Origin of the sequence: Pedobacter sp. UBA5917, assembly GCF_002432345.1 — a bacterium.
Taxonomy (GTDB): Bacteria; Bacteroidota; Bacteroidia; order Sphingobacteriales; family Sphingobacteriaceae; genus Pedobacter.
The window spans coordinates 1-16,019 of the sequence record NZ_DJDT01000191.1; the positions used below are offsets into that span (position 1 = coordinate 1).

At 38.5% G+C, this 16,019-nt stretch carries 15 protein-coding genes and 1 pseudogene; 8 read left to right on the forward strand and 8 right to left on the reverse strand.

Going from position 1 to position 16,019, the window contains the following annotated elements:
• The first annotated feature begins 150 nt into the window (after positions 1-150).
• Positions 151-1,023 (forward strand): ATP-grasp domain-containing protein, encoded by an 873-nt coding sequence (locus B2V92_RS12530; protein WP_293308460.1) that lies wholly within the window; start codon positions 151-153, stop codon positions 1,021-1,023.
• A 227-nt stretch (positions 1,024-1,250) separates the two neighbouring features.
• Here the strand turns inward: B2V92_RS12530 and B2V92_RS12535 are convergent, their stop codons facing one another.
• Positions 1,251-1,775: a CAP domain-containing protein gene (locus B2V92_RS12535; RefSeq protein ID WP_293308463.1), complete on the reverse strand. Its 525-nt coding sequence runs from the start codon at positions 1,773-1,775 to the stop codon at positions 1,251-1,253.
• Positions 1,776-1,923: 148 nt separating this feature from the next.
• A complete protein-coding gene (locus B2V92_RS12540; RefSeq protein ID WP_293308466.1) occupies positions 1,924-4,473 on the reverse strand; it encodes an ATP-dependent Clp protease ATP-binding subunit in 2,550 nt (849 codons plus the stop codon).
• A gap of 628 nt (positions 4,474-5,101) precedes the next feature.
• On the opposite strand from B2V92_RS12540, the gene B2V92_RS12545 reads away from it, so the two are divergent.
• A complete protein-coding gene (locus tag B2V92_RS12545; protein WP_293308468.1) occupies positions 5,102-5,752 on the forward strand; it encodes a hypothetical protein in 651 nt (216 codons plus the stop codon).
• A 17-nt stretch (positions 5,753-5,769) separates the two neighbouring features.
• Here the strand turns inward: B2V92_RS12545 and B2V92_RS12550 are convergent, their stop codons facing one another.
• Positions 5,770-6,240, reverse strand: coding sequence for a BLUF domain-containing protein (locus B2V92_RS12550; protein ID WP_293308470.1), 471 nt, complete (start codon positions 6,238-6,240; stop codon positions 5,770-5,772).
• Positions 6,241-6,571: 331 nt separating this feature from the next.
• Between B2V92_RS12550 and B2V92_RS12555 the strand changes: the two genes are divergently transcribed.
• From B2V92_RS12555 to B2V92_RS12565, 3 genes are all read left to right on the forward strand, one after another.
• Positions 6,572-6,895 (forward strand): hypothetical protein, encoded by a 324-nt coding sequence (locus B2V92_RS12555; RefSeq protein ID WP_293308473.1) that lies wholly within the window; start codon positions 6,572-6,574, stop codon positions 6,893-6,895.
• A 42-nt stretch (positions 6,896-6,937) separates the two neighbouring features.
• Positions 6,938-8,467 (forward strand): DUF4394 domain-containing protein, encoded by a 1,530-nt coding sequence (locus tag B2V92_RS12560; RefSeq protein WP_293308476.1) that lies wholly within the window; start codon positions 6,938-6,940, stop codon positions 8,465-8,467.
• 784 nt (positions 8,468-9,251) lie between these two features.
• Entirely contained in the window at positions 9,252-10,640 is a 1,389-nt protein-coding gene (locus B2V92_RS12565) for a glycosyl hydrolase family 18 protein (RefSeq protein ID WP_293308478.1), read from the forward strand.
• A gap of 111 nt (positions 10,641-10,751) precedes the next feature.
• Here the strand turns inward: B2V92_RS12565 and B2V92_RS12570 are convergent, their stop codons facing one another.
• The 5 genes from B2V92_RS12570 to B2V92_RS12590 form a co-directional block, all read right to left on the reverse strand.
• Positions 10,752-11,192 (reverse strand): hypothetical protein, encoded by a 441-nt coding sequence (locus B2V92_RS12570; RefSeq protein WP_293308480.1) that lies wholly within the window; start codon positions 11,190-11,192, stop codon positions 10,752-10,754.
• A 371-nt stretch (positions 11,193-11,563) separates the two neighbouring features.
• The gene (locus B2V92_RS12575) at positions 11,564-12,073 is read right to left on the reverse strand and encodes a hypothetical protein (protein WP_293308482.1); all 510 of its coding nucleotides are present in this window, start codon (positions 12,071-12,073) and stop codon (positions 11,564-11,566) included.
• A gap of 230 nt (positions 12,074-12,303) precedes the next feature.
• Complete coding sequence (locus tag B2V92_RS12580) at positions 12,304-12,705, reverse strand: hypothetical protein (protein WP_293308484.1); 402 nt, start codon at positions 12,703-12,705, stop codon at positions 12,304-12,306.
• Between the two features lie 140 nt (positions 12,706-12,845).
• On the reverse strand, positions 12,846-13,100 hold the full coding sequence (locus B2V92_RS12585; RefSeq protein WP_293308486.1) for a hypothetical protein: 255 nt from the start codon (positions 13,098-13,100) through the stop codon (positions 12,846-12,848).
• A 172-nt stretch (positions 13,101-13,272) separates the two neighbouring features.
• A complete protein-coding gene (locus tag B2V92_RS12590; RefSeq protein ID WP_293308488.1) occupies positions 13,273-13,740 on the reverse strand; it encodes an Lrp/AsnC family transcriptional regulator in 468 nt (155 codons plus the stop codon).
• Positions 13,741-13,938: 198 nt separating this feature from the next.
• Here B2V92_RS12590 and B2V92_RS12595 point away from each other — a divergent pair, with 198 nt between their 5' ends.
• From B2V92_RS12595 to B2V92_RS12605, 3 genes and pseudogenes are all read left to right on the forward strand, one after another.
• Positions 13,939-14,970, forward strand: a complete 1,032-nt coding sequence (locus B2V92_RS12595) for a PLP-dependent cysteine synthase family protein (protein WP_293308490.1) — start codon at positions 13,939-13,941, stop codon at positions 14,968-14,970.
• Between the two features lie 29 nt (positions 14,971-14,999).
• Positions 15,000-15,449: a protein-disulfide reductase DsbD domain-containing protein gene (locus tag B2V92_RS12600; RefSeq protein WP_293308493.1), complete on the forward strand. Its 450-nt coding sequence runs from the start codon at positions 15,000-15,002 to the stop codon at positions 15,447-15,449.
• A 14-nt stretch (positions 15,450-15,463) separates the two neighbouring features.
• Positions 15,464-16,019, forward strand: a pseudogene (locus tag B2V92_RS12605) (hypothetical protein); the annotation flags it as partial.

The following is a 16,019-nucleotide window of genomic DNA, read 5'->3' on the forward strand; positions in this document are numbered from 1 at the left end:
GCGGCATAGGAGCGGAAAAAAATGTACCTGTGTCTGCCACATAATTATTTATAATCGAGCTCCCAGAGCTGCGGATTTGTAATCCGCTATATCGGATTCTTTACAAGTAGCTATTTGTAATCTACCACGATAAAACTTAGTTTTAACGCCATGAAGATTGCATTGATTACCTACCTTGACAAAGGTGCATATGATACTACTACAGTTGAAAGTGAAGACGACAAACTCCTGCTTTTTTTAAAAGAAAAAGGCCTGAACATTGAACAGGTGATCTGGAATGATGAGAACATCAATTGGGGAGATTATGCGCTTGCGATTTTAAAATCACCATGGGATTATTTCGACCTGATTAAAGATTTTTACCAATGGCTTGGTCTTTTAGAAGAAAAGAAGATAAAATTGCTTAATCCCACTGATACAGTGAAGTGGAATTCGAATAAAAAATACCTTCAGGAAATTGAAGCCGCAGGTTTAAAGATTATCCCCAGTGCTTTTATCAATAAACAGGAAGAAGTGCTTCTTACAGATTTCTTCGTAAAGTTTGATACCGATAAGTTAATCGTAAAACCATGCATTAGCGGCGGGGCAAAAAATACATTTAAGGTAACGCGTGAAAATGTTGAAGAAGTAAACCAAAAATTAAATCAACTCATTCAGGAGGAAGATTTTATTATCCAACCTTTTTTACCTGAAATATTGGAAAGTGGCGAGTGGTCTTTCATTTTCTTTAACGGAGTATATAGTCATTCCTTGATCAAACAGGCAAAAGCTGGCGATTTTAGGGTTCAACCGGCACACGGTGGAACGGTTCATCCACAAAAACCAGGTAAAGAATTGATTGCAATAGCACAGCAATATGTTGATTTATTTGCAAAAAACTGTCTGTACGCGAGGGTTGATGGAACTTTTGTAAACGACGAGTTTTTACTAATGGAACTGGAACTTATAGAACCTTTTCTGTTCCTGAATACCGAGCCTCAAATTTATGATAGGTATTACAAGGCGTTAAAGGAGTTGATGTGAGAGAAAGCCATCAAAATGAAGATTATTCCACTGCCCGTCACCCTGAACTTGTTTTATTAGCTATTTCTGTTGTTCTTAATTGTCTAATAGCTGCTTCGCGGTCAGGGTCTTTCCTGCAAGATTAGATCTCTCCATTTCACTGCGTTCCAGTCGAGATGACGCCGGTTTTATATAAGTCTTAGCATATCGGAATTGCAAATCCCGACCAACCTGGATGACGAAGTATGTTATTTAGCAGCAAAAACCTGTACCCAATAATTATCTGTTTTAGCTGCACCCATTTCTTTAAAAGAAGCGTTCATAATGTTTTTACAATGGCTCTCACTTACAATCCACTCATTAAAAACCTGTGTTTCGCTAGTTTGCCCTGAAGCCAGGTTCTCACCCACTGTAGTCCAGGTATAGCCAGTTGCAGTAACGCGATCACCGACTGTTTCGCCATTAGCCGAAGTATGCACTAAACTTTTTATCGAAGCGATATACTTACCCTGATAAATTGCCGCAGCACCTAAATTTACATTCCACGTAAGGGCGCCAACTGGCGGCATGGTAACCGTGCCGCACTTACATCCGGCCAAGCGGGTATCGTTAATCAATTTTAGCAGCACATCGTTGTTGATATTGGTCGCTGTAGAAATCTCTATTTTAAACGTTTTGGCATTTGTTTCCGGTGTATTGGAATCGGACCCTTTTTTACAGGATAAGGCACAGCAAAGCGCCATGCACATTATTGGAAATAAGATAGACTTCATTTTAAGTTTGTTTAATGAAAGATACGACGTTTTTACTGAAAAAAATATTTCTATCTATCCTTTTTACAGGCAAAAACAGATCAATATTAGACTTATCCCATCTACCTTAAACAAAAAAACTCCCGATTTTCATCGGGAGTTTCTGATTTTATTTAGAAGAATCTTCTTCCTGTTTTGGCTCTTCTTTTTTCTTTTCGCCTTTTTTATGTGCGATCAGAATCTGCTCAGTAGCTTTATCATAATCGATTTCAAGTACATCCCCGTCGGTTAATTCACCTTTAAGAATTTCTTCGGCAATCGGATCTTCAAGGTATTTCTGAATCGCTCTTTTTAGAGGGCGGGCTCCAAAATTACTGTCGAAACCTTTATCTGCGATGTAATCTTTTGCGTTATCCGTTAATGCGATATCATAACCCAGGGTATGAACGCGACCGAATAAAGCTTTTAACTCGATATCGATAATCCTGAAGATTTCTTCTTTACCCAGGCTATTGAATACGACTACATCATCAACACGGTTTAAGAACTCAGGGGCAAAAGCACGTTTTAAAGCACTTTCGATTACGCCACGGCTGTGAGAATCGGCCTGATTTGTTTTCGCTGAGGTAGAGAATCCAACACCCTGACCAAAATCTTTTAGCTGACGTGCACCTATGTTGGAAGTCATAATGATGATCGTATTTCTAAAATCAACTTTACGGCCTAAACTATCAGTTAACTGTCCTTCATCCAAAACCTGTAATAAGATGTTGAATACATCCGGATGGGCTTTCTCAATTTCATCCAATAAGATTACAGCATAAGGTTTTCTTCTAACTTTTTCAGTTAACTGTCCACCTTCTTCGTAACCCACATATCCCGGAGGCGCACCCACTAAACGTGATACCGCAAATTTCTCCATGTACTCACTCATGTCGATCTGGATCAACGAATCGTCGCTATCGAACATGAAACGGGCCAGTTCTTTTGCCAATTCGGTTTTACCTACCCCGGTTGGACCCAGGAAAATAAATGAACCGATCGGTTTTTTTGGATCTTTTAATCCAGCTCTTGTACGTTGGATAGCTTTGGTCAATTTCTTGATCGCATCATCCTGACCGATAATTTTTTCGGCCACCTTATCGTACATGTTCAACAGTTTTGCACTGTCTGTTTGTCCAACACGTTGAACAGGGATTCCGGTCATCATCGAAACCACCTCAGCTACGTTATCTTCTGATACTTCGTAACGTTTGGTTTTGGTTTCCGCTTCCCACTCTGCTTTAGCTTTATCTAATTCTTCAATTAAATTTTTCTCTGTATCGCGGAGTTTTGCGGCTTCTTCGTATTTCTGACTGCGTACAACCTTGTTTTTCTCCAACTTGATATCTTCGATTTTAGCCTCGATATCGATAATGTTCTGAGGAACATGAATGTTGGTTAAGTGAACACGCGAACCGGCTTCATCTAAAGCATCAATGGCTTTATCAGGTAAGAAACGGTCAGAAATATAACGCGATGTTAAAGTAACACAGGCTTCAATAGCTTCCTGGGTATAAGTTACACCGTGGTGTTCCTCATATTTATCTTTAATACGGCTTAAAATTTCGATGGTTTCATCCGGTGTAGCAGGCTCAACCATTACTTTTTGGAAACGACGGTCTAAAGCGCCATCTTTTTCAATGTACTGACGGTATTCGTCTAAAGTTGTAGCACCGATACATTGTATTTCGCCCCTTGCCAAAGCAGGTTTGAACATATTAGATGCATCTAACGATCCTGATGCACCACCTGCACCAACAATGGTGTGGATCTCATCAATAAATAAAATTACATCGGTCGATTTTTCAAGCTCGTTCATCACGGCCTTCATACGTTCTTCGAACTGGCCACGGTATTTTGTACCGGCCACCAACGATGCAAGATCTAACGTAACCACACGTTTGCCAAAAAGCACACGCGAAACTTTACGCTGTACAATGCGAAGGGCCAAGCCCTCGGCAATTGCCGATTTACCAACACCTGGCTCACCGATCAAAATCGGATTGTTCTTTTTCCTGCGGGATAAAATCTGCGATACACGCTCGATTTCTTTCTCGCGGCCTACGATTGGGTCTAAACGGCCCTCTTCTGCGGCTTTGGTTAAATCGCGACCGAAATTATCAAGAACCGGGGTTTTAGATTTAATATCTGAAACCTTCTTCGGTGTACTAAAGCTTTCTTCTTCACGATAATCGTCATCACCGCCAGTTGAAGCGCTGTTTGAGATATCGTCTCTAAAACCATTTTTATTCACTTCAACCTCCTGTTTAAAAACATCATAAGTAACGCCATACTGTAAAAGGATCTGCGAGGCGATGTTGTCATCATCTCTCAAAACCGATAACAGCAAATGTTCGGTGCCAATTAAATCGCTTTTAAATATTTTAGCTTCTAAATAAGTGATTTTTAAAACTTTTTCTGCCTGTTTTGTTAATGGAATATTGCCTAAGTTTACTGTAACACTCGAAGTACCGCGAACGGCATCTTCAATTGAGCGGCGCAATTTACCGGTATCAACCCCTAACGATCGTAAAATTTTTATAGCCATACCATCGCCTTCGCGGATGAGGCCCAATAATAAATGCTCGGTTCCGATGTAATCGTGCCCTAAGCGGAGCGCTTCCTCCCTACTAAAAGAGATTACATCTTTAACCTGTGGTGAAAATTTTGCTTCCATAATACCTTTCTTAACAGCTACGTCCCTAAACTATAAAATAAATTATAAAAAGCGACTGTACCATTTTGTTTATTTTATCAACAATTGCGCCATATAGGTGGATAAAAGGCAGTATTCATATCCACCATCCTAAAAAATTCGGTTTGAATATCGTTCCTATAAATATATATCTATCTACGTAATAACTGTTTTATAGGTTTTAAAAGGGAATTTTATTGATTGCCGCCTTTTAAAATATCATTTTGTCGGTTTATTGTAAGGATTTCTTCGATTCGAATAACTGACAATTTGTTGCTTTTTACTTAGGCAATTTACAAGTTTTGACAGAAAAACAAAAAGAACGTGACATCATTTAACAATTTAGCCAGACAATTATCAATAACAAACAGATATGTACTGAATGGGACCGTACCATTAATACGAAAATAACTGTTAAATGGTTGTTTTTGTTTTAAAGAAGTAGGATTTACACTACTGTTTTTGTTGATCCTGTTAAACTTCCAAATCCATTTTGATTGGATATCACACCCTTGGCATCATACTGCAATTGGTTTGAGCAGCAGTACAATAAAAACAATCAACTTATGGAATCCCATAGATTAGGCCATCATCAAATAAAGCTGTTATTATGTTTAAAAAAGGTATACTCCTCTTATTATTTTTTACAACCAGCGTTACGCAAGCCCAGGAAAAATTTGATTTCAAGAATGATCCAAAAGTCAAACTGAGCAATGAAAGGCTCATGAAGTTTCTACCGAAAAAAATATTTGATAAACCCGAATTTCAATTACGTTTATGGTTTGCCATAAAACCTTTCGATGGCATTCATGATAATTCGGGATTATTATTAATAAGCTATAAAAACAAAAAATGGCAGGCGAATAAAATTTCTTTTAATGATATTACAAGGAAGTACAAAAAGAAAAGGGCAATTACAAGCATGAGAATAGACATTATGCCACTACAGCCATTCGATATTGAAAACCAATTTAACCAGTTAAAAACGGAGGGTTTGTTTACCTGCCGGAGTTTAGATGAAACAGAAATAATCAGACTGGCTAAACAGAGGGGCTACGATACCAAAAAAGGATATCCTATCGTGCATGATGGCTTTGGGTTTTCGGTAGAATTGATTACAGCAAAGGCCAAAAGATCATTTACTGGAAGATACCCAGATTTTTTCTACAATAGTACCGATAAGTTAGTCAATGAATTAGTCCCATTAATTAAAATACAGAAAAGATTATTCAATATTGCCGGTGTCGGCCTTGGGCTTTAGGCTTATTTAACTTAAGCTTAACTTCCTTCGTTATAGAAACTCCGCAGAAACTGCAATGGTACATCAGAAGGTGCTGATCTGTTGCAATGCTCGATAATATCATTCAGATTAAAATGTCCGTCTGCAGAACGAAAGGTATCATTATCAGAATCTTCAAAACCCATACTCCATTCGTTAAAGATGCGTTCATCATATTTCCCGATCTGCAATAAGGTTATTGCCCAGTGACGGGTATCGCTGGTTATTTTTTTATAAAGTTTGCGTACAATCCGCTCCTCCCCTTCGAGCAATTGCATAAACCTCCCTTTGCTTTTGGTGATTTTTTGTCCCTTTACATATAATAATATGCCTGTAATATCATTTTGTTTATTAAAATCCCTACTTTGATCGAGTAAGGTCTTTAACATGCCCGCATCACAAGGATTACTTTCTATACTATTGTAAATCAGGTAAAAAACAGGTTCTATATTTTTATCTACCGGTTGCATAAGACGATTAGCGTTTTAATTTAAAATTGACTGATAAACCATACACCGCTTTAAAAACCCCACATCCACAACGGATTAACATCAATGCAAAGATTGCACAAAATCTTATAAAATCGGTTAACATTAAACCAACAATTAAGAAAAATTATCTATCCATCGTCCAAAACAAACGTTTGTGCAGAAATTCTCTAATACAATATAATCTACAAGTTGCTCATTGTCCATTTTCCGTCTCACAATATCCATAATTAAATATATTATTCTTAAAAAATCTAAGGAAGTTTTTTTATCGTATATGTTGTTAATTCCCCTTAAAAATCAAGTCAGGCAAATGGCATCCCTTTATCAAAGGCTTCTAATTGTACTCATTCTCCTCATCGCTTTTGCGGGAAGAATAGCAGTATCTGCCGTTGCTTTACCAAAAGTTGCAAAGGAAACTCTAAAAGAAAACAATAGTAAATCAGAAAAACCCGAGACTGAAGAAAATGATGAACGGGCGGAAGAAAAAATTAAATTGGAAGATTTTATTTCCAACGGCTTAATAAAAATCCATTTTCTGAGTATAGCCATCGTAAAAAACAAATTGTTTTCTGGCGATTACCGACTTGTTAAATGCCCCCTTCAAACATTAAAATATCCCCCAAAGCAAGCTTAAACGCTTAACCCCAACTTAATTTTCTTAATTAAAATTCACAACATGATTAAAACTAAACACTTAATCATAGTGGCCCTATTGGCTATTATGATCCCTATTTTATTTTCTGCCTGCAAAAAAGACCGCAATAATGGTCCTGAACAAGAAACACTTACTCCTGGACCGGATATTAACTTTTATGCCCTTACAGCAGATGGCAAATTACTTTTGATTAATGCCAAAAACCCTAATACTGTAACCTCGCAGGTGAGCATTTCGGGATTGCAAACCGGTGAAACCATTTTAGGTATAGATTTCCGTCCGGCAACAGGCCAATTATATGGCGTAGGAAGCACCAGCCGCTTATATGTAATTGATCAGAAAACAGGAGCAGCCCGATCAATTTCTGCAGCCCCCTTTACCCCTACCTTAAGCGGCACTTCGGTTGCTTTCGATTTTAACCCTACGGTAGACCGGATCCGTTTAATAACTTCATCAGGACAAAATTTACGTTTAAACCCTGAAACAGGAACAGTAGCTGCAACAGATGGTATTATTAATGGAATTAGCAATGCCAAAGTTGCATCTGCCGCTTACACACAAAATAAAGCCGGAGCCAGCACTACGATACTTTTTGATATCGATGTAGCAAATGATAAGCTTCATAAACAAGATCCACCAAATGATGGAAAATTGGTTGAAGTAGGGAGCCTTGGTTTTGATGTTGAAGATAGCGGCGGTTTCGATATTAATCCTGATGGCACCGCAGCGTTGGCAGCTTTAACTGTTGGTGGCAAATCGGGCCTGTATTTAATTGACTTAAATTCGGGAAAAGCTTCAAAAATAAGCAATGTAGATCAACAGATTACCGGCCTGGCTATTCCGACCGAACCTGTTGCCTATGCAGTATCGAACAGTAACGAATTGTTGATCTTCAATCCTGCAGCAGCTACGCCGATGCTTGTGGTTAAAGCGATTACAGGTATACAGGCAGGAGAAAGTATTTTAGGTATAGATATCCGTCCTTTAAATGGACAGTTATATGCCATTGGAAGTACCAGCAGGATATATACTATAAACGCATCATCAGGCGCAGCTGCGATGGTGGGAACCGGACCTTTAACAACTTTATTAACGGCAAGCCAGGTTGGTATAGATTTTAACCCAACTGTTGATCGTATCAGAATAGTTGGAAATACCGGACAGAATTTCAGGGTAAACCCAAATGATGGCGCATTAACGGTTGATGGCTCTATTTCGTTAGCCAGCGCATCGATTTCAGGTGCAGCCTACACCAATAACTTTGCAGGTGCTACAACAACTGTATTATTTGATATCGATTCGACAGGCGATCGCTTATATAAACAAGATCCGCCAAACAACGGTACTTTAGTTGATGTAGGTCCTTTGGGCATAAATGTTGAAGCAAACAGTGGTTTCGATATCGGCGGTACAAGCGGACTTGCCTATGGTATATTTACCGTTGGTGGTGTACAGAAATTATACTCGGTAAACTTAACCAGCGGAGCAGCAACGGCAGGGGCAACTATTACTACGGCAGTAAGGGGTTTTACTCTTGGTTTAGGTTTTTAGCATAACGTAACATATAATTAAAAAAAGCAAAAGCCTTTCAATCCTGAAAGGCTTTTGCTTTAACTAATGTTTACGGTTTCTACTAAGAATTAATTCCGCGAGGCATAAAAGTAAAACTTTAATCTATGCTTATAACTGTTGATTTACTTTATGAACAAATTCTGATAATTACTTTAAAATGGGATTAGAATTGATTTATTTGTTGGTTAACTGGTTAATTGTTTACCCTTCGACTACGCTCAGGGGGTTAACTGTGCAAGCAGGCTAATTGTTTAATTGCAGGATTGTTAAATTGTTAATTGTAAACTGCCAACTGGAAACTGTTTAATGGTCATTAGTCATTCGACTCAGAACTCAAGACTGTGGACTATCCATAACTGGTTAATTGCTTAACTGTTGTATTAGGACAATTGGTTCATTGGTCATTGGTCATTAGACTCCCAAATATTCAGAACAAGGTTACGCTGAAGTGGTAACTGCTGTCAATCGCTTAGCGCCATGCGCCAAACACTCTGCCCCATGCTAACTAACACCGAATTATTTCAATCGTTAGAACTAGTCAAAAACAAACATATCATACTATTACGTAATATTAATACCACAATCAATGAATAATAATATTACTTTGGTTTTTGATAAGGTACTGGAACTAAACTATTAGAGCATCATTAATTGCGTGGTGAGAAGGGAATTATGCGCTTTAGCTAAATCCAAAGCATGCTTATCGTTTGGGCATTAGCAAATAAATAACCAAAATAAATCACTAACCAATTAATTAAATCTTATGAGAAATGCAACAAAAACATGGCTTGGCACCCTGCTGGCCCTAACCGTTCTTTATTCCTGTAAAAAGTCGGAAATCGTTACGGATCAGCAATCGCTTAACGAGCAAAAAAAGGAAGCTGCCACTACTGAGCTTATCCCGGGTTCATCGTTTAGGGTAGTTGGCTACATGCCATCATGGGCTGGGGCGGTTAACCAGATCCAGTTCAGTAAACTTACCCATGTAAATTATGCTTTTATCCTGCCAACGTCGACCGGAGGATTGCAGGCGTTACCTAATCCATCTAAACTGCAAAGTCTGGTAACATCAGCTCATGCGGCAGGTGTAAAAGTATCAATTGCTGTAGGCGGATGGAACAATGGAGACGACAGTGCTTTTGAAGCTTTTGCCGCAAATGCAACTTACCGCACCAATTTTACCAACAACATCATGAACCTGGTAAACCAGTACAACCTTGATGGAGTTGATATTGACTGGGAATACCCGAATAATGGCGCTTCGGCCAATAACTTTACGCTCCTGATGCAACAGTTGAGCACGCAACTTCATAATAACGGAAAGTTACTTACCGCAGCCGTGGTTTCGGAAGGTGGCGCTAGTATCCAAAATGCAGTTTTCAATGCTGTAGATTTTTTAAACTTAATGGCTTACGATGGTGGTGGTGCCAATCACTCTACCTATAATTATGCCGTGGGTTCTATCAACTATTGGCAGGGCCGCGGACTTTCTGTCGCAAAAACTACGCTTGGTGTGCCTTTCTATGGCCGCTCGTCTAATTCTTATGTAGATTACAAAGACATTCTGGCCCAGGGCGGAAGTCCGAATTCCGATACTTTCGGCAATGTAGGTTACAATGGTATCCCTACGATAAAAAGTAAGGCAAACCTGGCTTACGACCAGGCAGGCGGTATCATGATCTGGGACTTGAATGCAGATGCAACCGGCGGTAATTCGTTACTAAGTGCCATTTATACCACACTTGTTGACCGCGTAAATAACGGTGGATCGAACATTCCATTTGGTACGGTAATTTCGCTGAAAGGTTTCAACAATAAATTTGTGAGCGGACAGAATGGTGCAGCCGCCATGACCTGTACTACAACTACAGCTACATCAACTGAAAGGTTTACCGTTATAGATGCCGGTGGTGGCAAAGTAGCTTTAAGAAGCATGGGCAAATACGTATCTTCTGAAAACGGAACACAGGCCATTACCTGTAGCAGGCCAACGATAGGCGACTGGGAAAAATTTGACTGGATTGTTGCTGCAGATGGAAAAATAGCATTAAGAGGGAACAATGGAAGGTACATTTCGAGTGAAAATGGCACCCAGGCCATGACCTGCACCCGTGCAACCGCTTCGGGCTGGGAATACTTCGCGATCAACTAAGTTTAAATTATTTAACAATTAATAAGAAAACCGCTTTGACTTATGAATTCAAAGCGGTTTTTTAATATACCTATAGTAAGATCAGGAACAATATAACGGAATGATAAATACCTAGCCTCCGGTGCTTGATATGTTTACATTACCCATTTCAATAGCATAAGTCATCGGGTTGGATGGCATTAATGGACCTGAAACCCATTTTACCACAACATAACCTGAAGCGGTAATCCCGGTCTCCATCAAACGGCCATCTGCCTGTAGCTTTCTTCCATATATATAGGTAGAAGGGTGACAATCTACAGAGCCTATTACCACACCAACCTCCCACTGTCCCTGCGAATAGGGGTTGCTTCCAAAATAAGTAGCAGCATAGTTTACACTGGTTAAACTAAAAGAACCTGGTCCATAAGTATATGAAAGATTCGAATTGTTCGGGGTGAAAGTACAGGCAAAAAAAGGACGGTTTTTAACTGCCGGTACTCCGGTTTTTGCATTTAGCGCCACTGAAACATTAAGCAGCAATAAAATTACTAAAAGTGATTTTTTTAACATGATTTGGTTGTTTAAGGGTTAATTAAATATATGTGGATCTTTTTATAGGTATGCAGCTATTTTTATGCGATCCGATGTACAAAGCAGCTACCCGCAGAAAGAAAAAACCACTTAAATTCTGTCCAAAACAGTATTTTGAAATCTGCATTGCAGAAACAGTGCTCATATTATCGGTTTAAATTTGGTTACCTTAAATTATCACTTGCGATGCAGGTTAAAAATGCATAAACTGATCATAATGATGGATAATTATGCCATTTGAATACAGGGGTATAATAGCCTGTTTTCACAGGCAGGGAGCTTCTACCCCATTTGCGCTAACCACGAAAACTTGCGCCAGATAAGAGAAGATAAAGTAAGACTATTCAAAGTTAAAGTACACCTTTGTTCCGCAATTCTCGCTCTGCATATTCTCCAATTATAGGAATCTTGCTATTTGTAAGCAATTTTAACTTTTCAACTGCGTTTTCATCTCCAATTACTGATAATGCCTTAATACACTTCCGGGCAAATTGATAAGTATCATCATAATCAAGATAGGCAAAGCGAAGTTCTACTGCACTATATAAACAGTTCACCGCTTTAGGTGACTTTATTTCCTTTAACAGTGTAACAATATCCTCGTGCTTGATATGCCAATGCGCGCTAAGTAATCCACATAAGACTAATAAAAAAGATTCTGTTTTAAAATATCCGGTATATAATAAAACTACAACCTCTTCTATTAATCTACTATCCTTAATTGAAATTGCATATGCAATTAAATCTAAAATATCATGCTCTGAAGGTATTTTTCCATTAAAATATAATTTAACGAATTCTTCCTTAACAATAGTTCCGGAATATAATTTTTTCACTAATGAATCAAATTCTAAATTCATGTATAACTTTAAATGTTCGAATTAAAAATATTTAGCGCATTTCCGTTAGCTGATCCAATATTAACCTGGACTCTTTTTACTTTAAGAATTGTATTAACACCTTCCAACCTTTGTTAATAAAAAAGGGTGTTCATATAGATGTCTTTAGAGGTATTGTTAATCACTGAGAGTCCAATATTTCTGCTGGCCTTATCATGATAGCCAATTACAAAGTAAACATCCAAGGCATCTTAATCGGCATACCATAAAATATTTTCTCCCAAACTGTCCATATCATATCTTCCAATGCTTGTCTCAAGGCTATCTAATTTATTATGATAAACTCCAAAACACATCGCATTTAAATAATATATTTTACTTTTTGTATCCGTAATAGAAAAAATCCGATAATCTCCAGATATTTTGAAACCATAATTAGCTACGAGATACCCATTATCCTCATTTATTTCAGCCGCGGCGATTTCTATCCCATTAAATACCACAGGTATTAAAATATGTAATACCCCTTTAAAAATAATGTCGATATTATAATCCCGCTGCTTATTCTTTAAACACCTGATCAACAATTGACCATGAGTTGGAGAGTAATCGATTAGCTGAAAATTACTTGATAAATCTGAAAATATGGCCATTTAATTTTGTTTTTCTCTGTAAATCAGTTTCTGGATAAACAAAGTCCAATATTGTGTTAAACTGTGTTATGTAAGTTACATTTTGGTTGTAGCAAGACGTTAAAACCAGTTAGAGGCTCTCCCAACACCATAGCTTTCTACTATAAATATGCTTCAAACATATCTTTGCCATTATGATATATGGTGTAGCTTGTGTTTCGAGCATCCCATATCTGGATATAAATTGTTCCGTCATCATTCTTACCTACATTAATTGAAATATTGTCTTCTTCATCATTGGTTTCAAGTTCAACTTTATCGCGTACATTAATAAATCCTTCTATGGCCTCTGGCTCCTTATGGATTGACATCCTCTCATTACTGCAGTTTTGAATTTCGATTTTAATCTTTTTCATTAAAATGTGTTTTTAATAATTTGTAAAACTTGCGTGCATTTATAACCGATGCCTGATTCATTGCCTAAAATATCGTAGGCATTAAGGAATGAACCTACGCAAAAAGATAATTTGTATTTTTTTAACCAGCCCATTTCGTTCTTAAGCCAATACAGGTAATTCTTTACCCCTTCTAAATCGGATAGGCTGTTTCACTTTTTGGTTCCGAAAGCACAAAATAACTCTGTACCGTGGTAATATTGGGTAATGTGGCCAGTTTATTACGTAAAAACTCATGATAAGCATCCATATCCCGGGTTGCTATCCGGAGTATAAAATCGTGCGCACCTGTCATCTGCAAACATTCCATCACTTCAGGGAATTTTGAAACCTCTGTTTCAAACTTTACAAGCGTGTCTGCAGTATGTTCTTTGAGCAATACATGCGAAAATGCGATCAGGTTCCGGTCTATTTTCTTCCGATCAAGGATGGCCACAATCTTTTTAATATAGCCCTGTTCCTTTAAACGCCTGATCCGCTCGTGCACCGTTGCAATGGATTTATGGAGCTTTAAAGCAATTTCTTTGTTGGTAAAAGAAGCATCCTGCTGTAAAAGCCTCAATATCTGCACATCTACCTTATCTAAATCTCCCTGTACCATTTTTGATGAGTTGAAAAAAATTATAATTGATGTTACCTAAACAGCTTAAAAATGAAAATTCAACTAATTATTACGCAATATAACAGAAAATTTAAGGAAATAAACCATTGTATTGACAAAACAATATACATTATAGACTTTTACCGTAATTAATCATAACCAAACATAAACGCTTTAATGCTTTAATATATGATGTCAATGGTAAGTTCTCATACTGCGCTTCAGGATAAGTTTGAACATCTTTCGATGCTCATCGGCAATACACCAATGCTGGAGCTTTCCTATACTTATCAGGGTAAAAAAGGACTGATTTATGTAAAATGTGAGCATTATAATTTAACCGGCAGTATTAAAGACCGAATGGCGCTTTATACCTTACAAAAGGCCTATGCAGAGGGTAAAATCAAAGCAGGGGATAAAATTGTTGAGGCCACCAGCGGCAATACGGGGATTGCATTTGCTGCTATAGGTAAGGCACTGGGGCATCCTGTTACCATTATTATGCCCAACTGGCTGAGTAAAGAACGCATGGATATTATTAAAAGCCTGGGTGCCGAAATTATCCTGGTGAGCAAAGAAGAAGGCGGCTTTATCGGCAGCATTAAACTGGCCGAATTTATGTCCGAACACAACCCTGATGTTTTTCTACCCAAACAGTTCGAAAACCTCGCCAACCCGGAAGCGCACGAACAAACTACCGGAAAAGAAATATGGGAACAGCTGCGTTTAAAAAACCTTACACCCGATGCTTTTGTTGCCGGCGTAGGTACAGGCGGAACCATTATGGGCGTTGGGAATTTTTTAAAAAAGCAGAATGCAGCCATTAAAATACATCCACTGGAGCCGGCAGAATCGCCTACACTAACCACGGGCTACAAAGTTGGCAGCCATAGGATACAGGGTATCTCTGATGAGTTTATACCCGATATTGTTAAGCTGAACGAACTGGACGAAGTGGTACAGGTGAACGATGGCGATGCGATATTAATGGCACAGAAACTGGCCTCAAAACTAGGCCTCGCAGTAGGCATATCATCTGGTGCAAATGTTATAGGAGCCATAAAACAACAGCAAAAAATTGGCGCGCACAGTTGCGTGGTCACCATATTTTCGGATAGCAACAAGAAATACCTCAGTACCGACCTCATGAGGGAAGAACCTGTTAAAGCAGGCTACATTACACCCGAAGTAGATTTTATCGATTACCAGGCTTTTAGCAGATTACACTAATCAACAACCATAAACAAACAAACCACAACATGAAAAAAATTACTTTTTTATTCTGGGCTTTATGCCTAACCGGCCTTGCCGCACACAGCCAGATCTTAAAACCCGTTACCTGGAGCTATGCAGCAAAAAAAACAGGTGCAACAACCGCAACGGTTTTTATCAAAGCCACAATAGATCAGGGATGGCACTTATACTCGCAGTTTGTTAAAGAAGGCGGTCCGGTTAAAACTACTTTTACCTTCCCATCATCAAGCACATACACTTTAGTTGGTACTACAACCGAACCAAAAGCGGTTACTAAATACGAATCTACCTTTAAAATGAATGTAAGTTATTTTGGAAAATCGGTAGTGTTTCAGCAAAAAATTAAGCTAAAAGGTAAAACTGCAACCGTTAACGGCAATGTAGAATTTATGGTATGCGATGATAAACAATGTTTGCCGCCCGAACAGGTAGATTTTAACATTCCTGTAAAATAAGCGGAGCAGAGCATATGATATCCTTAAAGAAAATCTGTCTCGGGTTGCTGTTGCTTTGTGCCATATCCTTAAGTGGATATGCACAGAACAGCACCGATACCAACAGTCTCACTTTTACCGAGATTAAGCCTGAAACAGTTACCGATACGGTTAAAAAAAACGATTCTACTTCGAAAACAACAACTAACGTACCCACAACTGCTCAAAAAACCTTAATCCAAACAAAAGAGGCCCATAAAACCTTATGGGGAATTTTTATTGCGGGCTTTGTGGGCGGTTTGGCGGCATTGCTGATGCCATGTATTTTCCCCATGCTGCCCTTAACCGTTAGTTTTTTTACCAAAGGATCGGAAAAAGGAAAAGCGTTTAGCCGTGCAGCACTGTATGGTTTTTTCATTATCCTTATTTACGTAGTACTTGGGTTGCTGGTAACCGTAATTTTTGGGGCCGATGCGCTGAATAGTCTCTCCACAAACGGTATATTCAACTTTTTCTTTTTCCTTTTGCTGGTAGCTTTCGCCGCCTCTTTTTTGGGCGCTTTCGAAATCACCCTGCCTTCTTCCTGGGTAA

What these genes read in the sequence shown, in the direction of transcription:
- B2V92_RS12530 (WP_293308460.1), top strand. Translation starts at nt 151, where the DNA reads ATGAAGATTGCATTGATTACCTACCTTGACAAAGGTGCATATGATACT.
- B2V92_RS12535 (WP_293308463.1), bottom strand. Translation starts at nt 1,775, where the DNA reads ATGAAGTCTATCTTATTTCCAATAATGTGCATGGCGCTTTGCTGTGCC.
- B2V92_RS12540 (WP_293308466.1), bottom strand. Translation starts at nt 4,473, where the DNA reads ATGGAAGCAAAATTTTCACCACAGGTTAAAGATGTAATCTCTTTTAGT.
- B2V92_RS12545 (WP_293308468.1), top strand. Translation starts at nt 5,102, where the DNA reads ATGTTTAAAAAAGGTATACTCCTCTTATTATTTTTTACAACCAGCGTT.
- B2V92_RS12550 (WP_293308470.1), bottom strand. Translation starts at nt 6,240, where the DNA reads ATGCAACCGGTAGATAAAAATATAGAACCTGTTTTTTACCTGATTTAC.
- B2V92_RS12555 (WP_293308473.1), top strand. Translation starts at nt 6,572, where the DNA reads ATGGCATCCCTTTATCAAAGGCTTCTAATTGTACTCATTCTCCTCATC.
- B2V92_RS12560 (WP_293308476.1), top strand. Translation starts at nt 6,938, where the DNA reads ATGATTAAAACTAAACACTTAATCATAGTGGCCCTATTGGCTATTATG.
- B2V92_RS12565 (WP_293308478.1), top strand. Translation starts at nt 9,252, where the DNA reads ATGAGAAATGCAACAAAAACATGGCTTGGCACCCTGCTGGCCCTAACC.
- B2V92_RS12570 (WP_293308480.1), bottom strand. Translation starts at nt 11,192, where the DNA reads ATGTTAAAAAAATCACTTTTAGTAATTTTATTGCTGCTTAATGTTTCA.
- B2V92_RS12575 (WP_293308482.1), bottom strand. Translation starts at nt 12,073, where the DNA reads ATGAATTTAGAATTTGATTCATTAGTGAAAAAATTATATTCCGGAACT.
- B2V92_RS12580 (WP_293308484.1), bottom strand. Translation starts at nt 12,705, where the DNA reads ATGGCCATATTTTCAGATTTATCAAGTAATTTTCAGCTAATCGATTAC.
- B2V92_RS12585 (WP_293308486.1), bottom strand. Translation starts at nt 13,100, where the DNA reads ATGAAAAAGATTAAAATCGAAATTCAAAACTGCAGTAATGAGAGGATG.
- B2V92_RS12590 (WP_293308488.1), bottom strand. Translation starts at nt 13,740, where the DNA reads ATGGTACAGGGAGATTTAGATAAGGTAGATGTGCAGATATTGAGGCTT.
- B2V92_RS12595 (WP_293308490.1), top strand. Translation starts at nt 13,939, where the DNA reads ATGGTAAGTTCTCATACTGCGCTTCAGGATAAGTTTGAACATCTTTCG.
- B2V92_RS12600 (WP_293308493.1), top strand. Translation starts at nt 15,000, where the DNA reads ATGAAAAAAATTACTTTTTTATTCTGGGCTTTATGCCTAACCGGCCTT.